This window comes from Methylophaga sp. OBS4 (genome assembly GCF_026319305.1).
GTDB lineage: Bacteria > Pseudomonadota > Gammaproteobacteria > Nitrosococcales > Methylophagaceae > Methylophaga.
Genome location: NZ_JAPDMV010000028.1, coordinates 1 through 12,555, shown reverse-complemented (window position 1 = coordinate 12,555; position 12,555 = coordinate 1). Strand labels below are relative to the sequence as shown.

Genomic DNA, 12,555 nt, shown 5'->3' with positions numbered 1-12,555 from the left:
GGCTCACACATCGCGCACGATATGCAGAAAATGCATATGTTTTTCATACTGAGTCAGGACATCGTCAATGACCTGCTCTTGATTATAGCCATACAAATCGTAATGCTGGCTGCCTTCGGCCAGATAGACCTCCCCCCGGTAGTAGCGTTTGCTCTCATCCGGCTGCCGATCAAACTGAGGGAAAGCAAAGCTGGGAATCAGATGCCCCACGCTGTGCACGCCATAAACGAAGTTCTCTTCTTCACCATATGCCACATTGAGTTCGACATAGTCTTCTTGTTCAGTAACGCTGGCTTCCAGGCCCGATTTTCTCATCTCACTCGCGACCTCTTCTAACGACGGTTTAACGACAATTTGCAGAAAACGTTTCATTTCACTTTTAGGCGGGTGACTGCTGATATTTTTCAGTCGCTGCTTCCACCCCACTTTCCTGCCGGTGCTGACTGGTGCCTGAGGTTCGCCCAAAACACGACGTTTGATACCCTCCATTCGCAACCCCTTATAGAGGCCGAAACAAATCACCAGCATAATAATCACAAAAGGCAAGGCACCGGCAATAGCAGCCGTCTGTAATGCAGTCAAACCGCCGGCCAGTAACAATATCGCTGCGACCAGACCTTCGGTCAACGCCCAGAAAATACGTTGCCAGACCGGCGGTTTGGGATGGCCGCCGGAAGTAATGATATCGATAACCATCGATCCGGAATCGGAAGAAGTCACAAAGAACGTTATAACCAGAAGCGTCGCCAGCCCGGACGCAATCATACTCAGCGGCAGCTGCTCAAACAAAGTAAAGATAGCAGTAGGAACACTATCGGCCACCGCCCCGCTAATCACCCCCGTCAGCTGCCCCAATTCCATATTGATCGCCGTGCCGCCGAAAAACGTCATCCACATGAAGGTAAAACCGACCGGCACGAACAACACGCCCAGCACAAACTCCCTGATAGTCCGGCCCCGTGAAACCCGGGCTATGAACATGCCGACAAATGGCGACCAGGCAATCCACCATCCCCAATAGAACAAGGTCCAGCCGCCTATCCAGCCGGTCGGCTCATAGGCATAAAGATTGAATGTCTTGTTGACAACCTCACTGAGATAGAAGCCGGTATTCTGCACCAGGGCCTGCAATAGAAACAGGGTCGGCCCGGCAATCAGCACAAACAGCAGCAAGACAACGGCCAGCACCAGATTGAGCTCAGACAACCGCTTGATGCCGGCATCCAGTCCTGCAATCACCGAGCCTGTCGCCATCAGCGTTATCACACAGATCAAGCCGATTTGCAGATAGACAGACACGGGTAAATCAAACAGATAATTCAATCCTGCATTGATCTGCAATACCCCCAGTCCCAGTGAAGTCGCGATACCGAACATGGTGCCGAGCACTGCGAAGATATCAACGACATGACCAATCGGGCCATAAATGCGCTCGCCGATCAACGGATAGAGAGCTGATCGGATTGTTAACGGCAACCCATGTCTGAAACCGAAATACGCGAGAGAAAGCCCCACTACGGCATAAATCGCCCAGGCATGCAGTCCCCAATGGAAAAACGAAATCGACATCGCCTCACGCGCAGCTTCAACCGTACCGCCTTCTCCAACAGGCGGGTTGGAAAAGTGCATAACAGGTTCGGCGACCCCGAAGAACAACAAGCCAATCCCCATACCGGCACTGAACAACATCGCAAACCATGACAGATAACTGTAGTCCGGTTCAGAATGATCCGGCCCCAGCTTGATTGCGCCGTAAGAGCTGATAGCGAGGCTGATACTGAAGACCAGAAAAATGGCCACTGCCAGCAGGTAAAACCAGCCGAAGGTTCTGACAATCCAGCTCTGTACAGCGCTGAAAATACTGGCGGCCAGGTCCGAGAAAGCAGCGCCGAATACGACAAAGGCAAGAATCAGCACAGCCGCCCCAAAAAACACCGGCGGGTTGATCTGGGCTTTTACAGGTTTATCTGACTGTTCCTGATTGTTTGTCTGATGAGTCATAATCAACTGCTTCGATCTGACCTGTCTTACTTCACTAGAAGTAATAGCCAAAGTTAATATTGAAACGGGTTTGCCATTCGTGGGACTCGTTGGCGCCCAGACGATCGCCAAAAGGATCGTCACCGCCGATAAACTCGTTACCGTTGGATGCGCTCAAATCAGTGTAGATAAACCAGTTACCGCTGCCCCAGGCCGCACCAAGTGTTGCCAACTCACTGTCATTCAAACCGCTATCCCGCTTGAGCAGCACGCTGTACTCGACATAAGGAATAACATAATCCAACCAGGCAATTGACGGCACCGCAAGGTAATAACTTAACGATACGGCCGGCACCCACGCCTCGGCTGCCGCAGTACCCGGAAAATCATAAGCCCCCATCTGAACCAATTTATCGGTGCCCAGCGGCTGACGGTCATCGACATCGTAACGGTAATAAGTCAGTTGCGATGCCAATGTGAAGTTGTGCCACTTGTTGACCATATGCAGCGAAGCGGCCAGGTGATCGCCGTCATCCTGAACACCGCGGCTTTTCAGCTCTCCGTACTGCAACGACAAGCCAAAATCCGTTTTTATCTGCCGGGCCTCAAAGTGGTAAATACCCCGCAAATTTAATTGGTTGCGTTCTTCGTAGCCGTCTCCTGACTCATTGACAACATCATAGGAGTAGCGGGCACTGTCGTGGGACGAACCGGTGTAGCTGCCTTCATCGGAATAATAATAGGCCATATCAAGCTGCCAGTTTTCATCAGACTGGCTGTACTTGATCCCCAAATCCATATCATCCGACAGGCCCAGATAATAATGCTGATCGAAAAACCAGCTCTGCGATACGCCGTAAGGACCGGGACCGAACGGCACCCTGTTCACACCGAGCTGGATTTGCCGCGCTTTATCCAGCTGATAACCCAGCCAGCCGGTATGCAGGAAGTTGTAGCCGTCATACCAGCGGTATTCCACCTTGCCGATGTATGGACCATCGGTATAGCCGAGATTGATGCGAAAGGTATCGAGAGCAAAATTACCGTCATCTTCAACCGCTCTCGAGGCGCCACCTGTTTCAGGATAATCACCAATAGCATAATTGACCCGCATCGCGCCACCGACTTTCAGCGGCCCAAAGCGTATTTTATCGTCCTCAGGTTGGCTCTCAGCCTGTTGTTGCTCTGTCATCGTGGCTGCCTGTATTTCGGCTTCCTGGCTGGTCTTTTCTGCTTTTGTCAGGGCCTGCCTGGTCTGCTCCAATTGAATTTCAAGTTGTTTTATTCGTTGCTGGAGTTGTTCGACTGATTCCAGCCTTGCTTCAGCACAAGCGATATTGCTGAACAAGAACAGTAAACAGGCACTACAAAATGCTATGGACTGAAAGCTGTTTTGTAGTATGTGGCTTGAGTGTCCGGCCATTTTGATTCATCCCCAACTGTAGGTGGTGCTGACGATGTTTATTAATCACACAGGAATCGTGCTTTCTCCTCCATGAACGTTCTGTTAAAAGAACCCACAGGTTAAAGCTACCAAAGTTTGACTACTTTGCAAATCAGCCTGCGTAATCAAAGACTGATGGTTGCAGTAACAGGTAAATGCTCAGAAGCGCTACCGACGGCCGGCACAGATCGATGCACAGTCATCGCTATCAGCTACTGTCCAATACAAAAACCGGCCAATGTATCCAAGTCGTTTTCCTGCAAGGCAATGACATCAGCATCAGATTTCAGCAACACTGCTGCGGTACGGAAGGATTCAAATCGTTGATGATTGTTACCGAAGGGTATAGCCGACCAGCTTTAAGGGAGATCTGATTAAGGTCTCTAAGTGATATATTCCAGGAACTCGCTGGGTGTGAACATACCAGTATTCGCAGCGACGACTCGATGTCTTGTTGCTGCATGATGATTGCTTGATCCAAGGCTGCTACCTGAGCAGCAAAACAGGAATATCACTGAGCCTGACCATTTTGGAGGTATTGCTGCCGACCAGAAATTGGCGGATGCGTGAATGGCCATAAGCGCCCATCACCATCAGATCAATATCGTTTTCAAGCTGATATTGTGACAATGTCGGCTGAACTTCTCCCTGCCGTATTACCGGTATGACACTGAAACCGGCCTCTTGCAGTATTGCCGTGGCTTGTTTCAACTCACCGACATGTTTGTCATCTGACTCGGCCACCATCACCAGATGGCATTCCAATCCTTGCAACAAAGGACTAGCGGCTACTCTTTCCAGGGCTTTGCGGGCGGTTTTGCTGCCGTCAAAGGCAAACATGAAACGCCGCGGATTTTTGAAGCCCGGCACAACAGCCAGTATCGGTCTGTGCATGGCGCGAACCACATTTTCCAGATGGCTGCCGATAGTGTGAGCCTGGTTGTCATGCGCCTCACCCTGTCTGCCCATAACCAGCAAACGTGATTCGGATTCCAGCTCCTGTAAGGTTTCCAGCAGGCTGCCGTGGCGCTGATGAGTAGTCACATCAGAAGCGCCATCTTGCTCAACACGCTTTTTGGCATCTTCAAGCATATGTTTGCCATGCTCCAATGCCAGTTTGCTGCGTTTTTCGTCCAACTCGGTCAGTTCTGTCAGAAGATGCTCACGGCTGCCCAAACCGATATTGCCTGACAAATCACCCTGCTGGGCAGGTTCTGGATATTCCGCTTTATCCAGAACGTGCAATAAATCGAGTGGGGCATCCAGTTGCTGACTGGCCCAGGCTGCTGCATCACATACCGCCGTAGCCACATGTGAACCATCTATACATGCGATTATTTTTGTCATTTCTCTCTCCTTTGAGGCACTAGTGTCCCGCGAGTATTTTTTCTACTTCTTCCGGCTTGTCATGCACCCCAAAGCGATCCACGATAGTGGCAGTGGCTTCATTCATGCCGACCAGTTCTACTTCAGTACCTTCACGGCGGAACTTGATAACGACCTTGTCCAAAGCAGTCACCGAGGTGATATCCCAGAAATGAGCATGAGTCAAATCGATAGTGACCTTTTCCAACGCCTCTTTGAAATCAAAAGAGGCGATAAACTTATCGGCGGAGGCAAAGAAAATCTGACCGAGGATTTGATAGCTGCGCTGAGTTTCCTCTTCGTTAGTCTCACTTTTGATAACCAGAAAGTGTCCGACTTTACTGGCAAAAAACAGTGATGCCAACAACACCCCGACAAAAACACCGATAGCCAGGTTATGCGTCGCAACCACAACGACAACCGTGGTTACCATCACCAGGTTAGTGGAAAGAGGCAGCTTTTTCATATCCTTGAGCGAGTCCCAGGAAAAAGTACCGATAGACACCATGATCATTACGGCAACCAGCGCGGCCATAGGGATTTGCTTGATCCACTGATCCAAAAAGACCACCATCACGATCAGCAATACACCGGCAGCAAAAGTCGACAGGCGTCCCCTCCCCCCTGACTTAACATTAATGACTGACTGGCCGATCATGGCGCATCCTGCCATACCTCCCAGCAGACCTGATCCGATATTGGCAATGCCCTGCCCTTTGCATTCGCGGTTTTTGTCACTGCCGGTATCAGTCAGATCATCGATAATCGTCGCGGTCATCATCGATTCCAGTAAACCCACCGTAGCAAGTGCGATGGAATAGGGAAAGATAATCGCCAGCGTTTCAAGGTTGAGCGGCACGTCAGGCCAGAGGAATATCGGCAAGGTATCGGGTAATTCCCCCATATCGCCCACGGTACGAATATCCAGCCCCAGGAAAATGGTCACCAGCGTGAGTACGACAATAGTCACCAGTGGTGACGGCAGTATCCTGCCGATTTTAGGCAATAGCGGAAACAGGTAGATAATGCCCAGCCCCGCGGCCGTCACCGCATAAACATGCCAGGTCACATCGGTGAGCTCCGGCAGCTGTGCCATGAAAATCAAAATGGCCAGCGCATTCACAAAACCGGTCACTACCGAGCGTGAGACAAACCGCATCAGATCCCCTAGTTTCAGATAACCAGCTGCAATCTGAAAAACACCTGTCAGCAAAGTAGCGGCAAGCAGATATTCAAGACCATGCTCTTTGACCAAAGTGACCATCAACAAAGCCATGGCGCCGGTAGCCGCCGAAATCATGCCCGGCCGGCCACCAGTGAAGGCAACAATGACCGCTATACAGAATGAGGCATACAAACCGACTTTGGGATCGACGCCGGCAATAATTGAAAAAGCGATAGCTTCCGGTATCAGAGCCAATGCAACGACAGTGCCGGCTAATAAATCACCACGAATATTAGAGAACCAGTCATTTTTCCAGTTCTGAAACATAAAGAATTCCTGTTTGTTATAGATAAATTGGTTTGAGCGAGGGGGGAGCCAAAGCATAGCTTATGTGCAAGCACTACCAAGCGGTGATGCCCAATGAACGGATCGTTCCGTGCAGATATACAGCTGTAATGGCAGACGGCTGGAATAGCCGTTGTAGAAAGAAGCGCTAGGGCGGACTGAGCATCATATTGAAATTGGCAGGTTTAGAACGTGACATATAAATTCATCCGGTCAATTACAGCTATCCAAAAGCCGCAGTGTCAAGCTTGTCAGATGTAATTGAATTGGAGGCTGAGGTCGGAATCGAACCGGCGTACACGGAGTTGCAGTCCGCTGCATAACCACTCTGCCACTCAGCCATGGAAGCAATAATACTAAAAAGCCGCGATAGTGCTAAAACATACCGCGGCTTTTTTTAATTCTGGAGCGGGAAACGAGATTCGAACTCGCGACCCCAACCTTGGCAAGGTTGTGCTCTACCAGCTGAGCTATTCCCGCTTAGGAAGACGTGCATTATAGGCACTTCATTTTTTATGTCAACCCTTATTACGCAACATGGGCCATGCGGCCTGCAGGTAGTTAAACATGGACGATAAAGTGAGCCAGGCCGCCACATACAGCAGGACTAGCCCGATTTCGAATATTGGTAAGCCAAATAAGGGTTTATAGAAAATCAGGCAGCCGATCGCAATCATCTGAAAGGTGGTTTTCCACTTAGCCATATTGGATACTTTGACCACATTTCTTTGCCCTAATTCGGCCATCCATTCACGCAATGCGGACACAGTGAGCTCACGCGAAACAATCAAAACCACCGGAATCAGGATATACCAGGTAGCAGTTTTAAACAGGATCAGTAGCAGAGCCACCACCACAATCAGCTTATCCGCCACCGGATCAATAAAAGCACCGAACGGCGAAGCCTGATCCCAAAGCCGGGCCAGATAACCATCCAGCCAGTCAGTGACCGCTGCGACAGCAAACACGATCGCGGCCCAGATCGGCGCAGAATCAAAAGGCAGAAAATACAGCACTATCAGCACCGGGATCAGCAGGATACGCAGCAAACTCAGGATATTGGGTAAATTCAGCATGGCAGTCACTTGAAAGTTTAAATCGCTGTTATGTTAGCACTAAGGACCGGCTTATTTGTCATCATGCAACACATCATAGATCTTTTGCGCCAGCGCTTTACTGATGCCGTCCACCTTGGCCAGATCTTCTACCCCGGCGCGTTGTACTTCCTGCAGACCACCAAATTGCTGCAGTAATTTCTGTCTGCGTTTGGGCCCCAGGCCTTCAATATGTTCGAGTGTAGAGGTTTTACGCGCCTTGGCCCGCCGTTGTCGGTGGCCAGTGATGGCAAAGCGGTGGGCTTCATCCCGGACTTGTTGCAGTAAATGCAAAGCGGGTGAATCTGCTGACAAGGTCACCTCCCCTTCCCTGCCTACTAGAAACAAGCTTTCTTCGCCCGGTTTGCGCTCCGGCCCCTTGGCGATACCCAGAATTGGCAAATCGCTTAAATTAAGTTCCGCCAGCACTTCCCGGGCTTCCCGGATTTGACCTTTACCGCCGTCTATCAATAATAGGTCCGGACGTTTACCCTCACCTTTCTGCAGCCGGGTAAAGCGGCGGCTCAGGGCCTGGTTCATCGCCGCGTAATCATCACCGCCGGTAATACCTTCAATATTGAACTTGCGATAATCGGCTTTGATGGCGCCTTCCAAACTAAACACCACGCAGGATGCGACGGTCTTCTCACCGCGGGTATGACTGATATCAAAACATTCAATCCGTTTGGGTAACTCATCCAGTGCCAGCGCATCCTGCAACATCTCAAACCGTTGCAGTAAATTTGCTCTACTGCTCAGCCGCTGTGTAAGGCTGATTTCGGCATTCGTTTGTGCCATTTTCATCCAGCGCACGGCCTGTCCGCGTTGGGGTTGGCGCAGACTGACTTTGTGCCCGGACTCGGTTTGCAGCACATCCTGCATCAATGCCATATCTTTCGCCTGATGACTGAGCAGGATCTCAGCAGGCACATTTTTACCCAGATAATATTGTGGAATAAACGCCGTCAGCAGTTCTTCGGCTGAACTGTCGGCCGAACCTTTGGGGAAATAACTCTTACTGCCCAGGTTGCGGCCGCCACGGATAAAACAGACCTCTACCACCGCCATACCATCGCGGACAATGGCCGCCAGCACATCAAACTCACCCTGAGTAGAGCTGACATATTGCCTTTCCTGTACCCGACGCAGAGCGATGATCTTGTCACGAATCGCCGCGGCCTGCTCAAAGTCGAGTCGCTTTGATGCCGCTTCCATTTCTGCGGTCAGATCATCCATCACCTGCTGGTTTTTACCTTCCAGAAACATGATGGTGTGTTCGACATCTTTCTTATAGTCCTCGTCAGACACCAGTCCGACACAGGGCGCCGTGCAGCGTTTGATCTGATATTGCAGGCAGGGTCGTGAGCGGTTCTGATAATAACTGTCTTCACATTGACGCACCGGAAACAGCTTCTGCAACAGGTTCAGACTTTCTCTGACCGCACCGGCACTGGGATAGGGGCCGAAATATTTGCCCATCTTGCGCTTGGCTCCCCGATGCACGCTCAGGCGCGGAAACCTGTCTCCGGAAATAAACAGGTAGGGATAACTCTTATCATCACGCAGCAGAATGTTATAACGCGGCATCAGCTCCTTGATCAGATTATTCTCAAGGATCAGCGCCTCATTTTCAGTGTGGGTAACGGTGGTTTCGATGGCAGCAACCTGCGCCACCATGACCTGGGTCTTGGCGGTCAGGCCGGTTTTTCTGAAATAACTGCTGACGCGTTTTTTAAGATTCTTCGCCTTACCGACGTAGATAACCGTACCGTCGCTATCGAGCATACGGTAGACACCCGGGCGTCCGGTAAGCGTTTTCAGGAAGGCAGCTGAGTCAAATCCTGTTTCCGCATGTTGCGTATTTGCTTCAGCCATAAATCATATCAATCAAGTCAGGTGGGGTCGTTTTTCTTCGGTGTGTATTGGCGCTGGTAGCATTTATGCGCCTGATAAAAACTATTAGCTGACAATCCCAGCAAAATCACGCCGCCAATCAGCGCCGGCACTTTTTCATAAAAAAAATAAATCATCGCCAGAGCAGCAATCAGTTCACAACTGCCTATTACTTTGAGTAACAGGACGTTTTCAATCCGTTTCATTATTTATTCTCCGCATCGTTGCCAGAATTATCAAATGCATTATCACTTATAAAATGCAGGGGATAATGTAGCCTTGATGACAACAGGATGGCAACTCCTGAAACCATTATCTCACGTTCGCGCCTTACTTCCGCACAGGACATACTGTAACAAGGCCATACCTGAATAAATTAAAGCATCGTTTAAAGTAAATCTTTATCCGCAGATTTCGCCAATTTCGCAAATTAAGAATAAGTCTTTTCTGTTGCAAACTCCCGGCACCAAAGTTAAGTAATAGGCTTGTGGCAACCCGGGCTTTAAAATAGTGAACCTGAGCTGCCCCTGAAAAGATTGGAAGCGCCTTCTCTCGCTTATGGGAATACATAGTTCTGCTCATCCCTTTTAAAATAATCTGCGTCCATCTGCGTAATCTGCGTAATCTGCGGATTTATAAAATTTTCCACCGGGTTCCCACGCAAAACATGTGAACCAGAACAAATTTTCCAGTATCTATCTGATTTTACTTATTTATTCGTGGAGATTCGCCAGATTCTGATACACGCATTTCCAGATTGTTTCGGTATATCTCGGCGATTTGTGGGAAAATAGCGCTTTTTCCCGATAATAATTAATGGTTTCTTCAGTTACACCCAATCTGCTTCAGCCTGCCCTACCCCATTCCAATAAAGAGGCTTTTCACGCCGGCCAGCTCTATGGCAGTGCGCAAGGCCTGTTATTGGCAAAAGCAGCGCAGCAACACGATGGCCCTTTGCTGGTTATCACCGATGATATGGCTACAGCTCACCGGCTGGAACTGGAAGCGCGTTTTTATCTGGGTCAGGACACACGCCCCATTCTGCATTTCCCTGACTGGGAAACCCTGCCTTACGATACGTTTTCCCCGCATCAGGATATTGTTTCCGAGCGCCTGGAAACCCTGCATCAATTACCTGATTTCAAACAAGGCATTTTGCTGGTTCCCATTGCTACCCTGATGCAGCGCATTGCGCCACGCGAGTTTCTGGACGGCAACACTTTGATGTTGCAAACCGGGGATCAGTTCGATATTGAAAGCTGGCGGCTGCGACTGGAAAAAGCCGGTTACCGTAATGTGTCGCAGGTGATGGAACACGGCGAGTTTGCCGTGCGTGGCGCTATTATCGATTTGTTCCCGATGGGCAGCAAACTCCCTTACCGTATCGATTTGTTTGATAACGAAATCGACACCTTGCGCACCTTCGATCCGGAAACCCAGCGTTCCATCAATAATATGGATGCCATTCGTCTATTGCCGGCACGCGAATTTCCGATGACCGAAGACAGCATTCAGCTGTTCAGACAACAATTCAGGCGTCACTTTGAAGGTGATCCCCAGCGCAGCTATATCTACCGTGAGGTAAGTGACGGCAACCTGCCCGGCGGGATTGAATATTATCTGCCGCTATTTTTTGAACAGACCAGCAGCCTGATCGACTATCTGCCTGACAACACGCTGCTGGTTAATATCAGTGATCCGCATCACGGCGCCAGCAGTTTCTGGGATGAAATCAGCGAACGCTACCGCCAGCACCGCGTCGATATTGAAAGACCTTTGCTGGAACCGGCTACCGTGTTTATTCCGGTAGCGGACTTGTTTGCCCGCTTCAAATCCTATCAACGGCTGCATTTGCAGAGTTTTGAGCAGGAACAGAAAGCCGGTAACTTCAACTATGCCAGTGTAATTCCGCCGCAACTGACCATGAACGCCCGCAAGGACAAGCCTTGCGAAGCCCTTGAACAGTTTATTGAACAGTTTGACGGCCGTATTCTATTTGCAGCCGAAAGTGCCGGCCGCCGTGAAACATTGCTGGATCTGCTGCGCCAGCAGCACATTCAACTGAAAACCTGTCATGGCTGGGATGAGTTTGTAACGGACGATGCAAAACTGACGGTGACGGTAGCGCCGCTGGAACAGGGTTTGATCCTGCCATCACAGCATATCGCCGTTATCGCCGAAGCCCAGCTGTTCGGCCAGCAAGTGATGCAGCGCCGTCGCCGCAGCCGTAAGAAACGTGATACCGACGCGATCATCCGTAACCTCGCTGAACTTTCCATCGGTGATGCCGTGGTACATGAAGATCACGGTGTCGGTCGTTATCTCGGTCTGCAAACCCTGGATGTAGGCGATGTAACGGCCGAGTATGTCACGCTGGAATACGCCAAAGGCGACAAGCTTTATGTGCCGGTAGCATCGCTGGATCTGATCAGTCGTTACTCCGGTGCCGCACCGGAGCTGGCACCTTTACATAAACTGGGTAGCGGCCAGTGGGAAAAAGCCCGCCGCCGTGCCGCCGAAAAAGCCCGTGATGTCGCGGCCGAACTGCTCGATATTTATGCCCGTCGCGCCGCCAACAAGAAAACACCGATGGCCATGCCTGATGAGCATTATGCTTCATTTGCCGCCGCTTTCCCGTTTGAAACCACGCCGGATCAGCAGGATGCAATCGATGCAGTCATCAAAGACATGTTGTCAGAGCAACCGATGGACAGATTGATCTGCGGCGATGTCGGTTTTGGTAAAACAGAAGTAGCCATGCGTGCCGCATTTCTTGCAGTGCATTCGGGTAAGCAAGTCATGGTGCTGGTACCGACCACTCTGCTCGCCCAACAACATTATGAAAACTTCAAGGATCGTTTTGCCGACTGGCCGGTCAGGGTCGAAGTGTTATCACGTTTCCGTTCCAAAAAAGAGCTGGATCGGGTAAAAGCAGCGATCAGTGACGGCAATGCCGATATCATTATCGGCACCCATAAACTGTTGCAGCAGGATATTGAACCCAAACGTCTGGGCCTGTTTGTTCTTGATGAAGAACACCGTTTTGGTGTCACCCAGAAAGAGCAGCTCAAAAAATATCGTACGCATATTGATGTGTTAACCCTGACAGCCACCCCTATCCCGCGCACCTTGAACATGTCGATTTCCGCCACCGCCACCGCCACCGCCACCGCCACCGCCACCGCCACCGCCACCGCCGGAAGCGATTGTGCAGTCCAGACCATTTTCATCATAGTCTGCATTACGGTGATCAACACTAAATGCCACTT

Annotated in this window: 8 protein-coding genes and 2 tRNA genes; 1 reads left to right on the top strand and 9 read right to left on the bottom strand. The window is 50.4% G+C overall.

Annotated elements, in window-relative coordinates; translation table 11 throughout:
• Window positions 1-3: 3 nt before the first annotated feature.
• From OMP95_RS09625 to OMP95_RS09585, 9 genes are all read right to left on the bottom strand, one after another.
• On the bottom strand, window positions 4-2,001 hold the full coding sequence (locus OMP95_RS09625; protein WP_266328237.1) for a BCCT family transporter: 1,998 nt from the start codon (window positions 1,999-2,001) through the stop codon (window positions 4-6).
• Between the two features lie 34 nt (window positions 2,002-2,035).
• Window positions 2,036-3,403 (bottom strand): hypothetical protein, encoded by a 1,368-nt coding sequence (locus OMP95_RS09620; protein ID WP_266328235.1) that lies wholly within the window; start codon window positions 3,401-3,403, stop codon window positions 2,036-2,038.
• A 507-nt stretch (window positions 3,404-3,910) separates the two neighbouring features.
• Entirely contained in the window at window positions 3,911-4,771 is an 861-nt protein-coding gene (locus tag OMP95_RS09615; RefSeq protein WP_266328233.1) for a universal stress protein, read from the bottom strand.
• Between the two features lie 19 nt (window positions 4,772-4,790).
• A complete protein-coding gene (locus OMP95_RS09610) occupies window positions 4,791-6,281 on the bottom strand; it encodes a SulP family inorganic anion transporter (RefSeq protein ID WP_266328231.1) in 1,491 nt (496 codons plus the stop codon).
• Window positions 6,282-6,566: 285 nt separating this feature from the next.
• Window positions 6,567-6,640 (bottom strand) — tRNA-Cys (locus OMP95_RS09605).
• A 63-nt stretch (window positions 6,641-6,703) separates the two neighbouring features.
• Window positions 6,704-6,779: transfer RNA gene (locus tag OMP95_RS09600), tRNA-Gly, on the bottom strand.
• A 38-nt stretch (window positions 6,780-6,817) separates the two neighbouring features.
• On the bottom strand, window positions 6,818-7,375 hold the full coding sequence (gene pgsA / locus OMP95_RS09595; RefSeq protein ID WP_266328229.1) for a CDP-diacylglycerol--glycerol-3-phosphate 3-phosphatidyltransferase: 558 nt from the start codon (window positions 7,373-7,375) through the stop codon (window positions 6,818-6,820).
• A gap of 51 nt (window positions 7,376-7,426) precedes the next feature.
• Complete coding sequence (gene uvrC / locus OMP95_RS09590) at window positions 7,427-9,268, bottom strand: excinuclease ABC subunit UvrC (RefSeq protein ID WP_266328227.1); 1,842 nt, start codon at window positions 9,266-9,268, stop codon at window positions 7,427-7,429.
• 17 nt (window positions 9,269-9,285) lie between these two features.
• Entirely contained in the window at window positions 9,286-9,492 is a 207-nt protein-coding gene (locus OMP95_RS09585; protein ID WP_266328225.1) for a hypothetical protein, read from the bottom strand.
• Between the two features lie 610 nt (window positions 9,493-10,102).
• Between OMP95_RS09585 and OMP95_RS09580 the strand changes: the two genes are divergently transcribed.
• Window positions 10,103-12,555, top strand: a 2,453-nt coding sequence (locus tag OMP95_RS09580) for a transcription-repair coupling factor (protein WP_266328223.1), incomplete at its 3' end; no start/stop codon positions are given.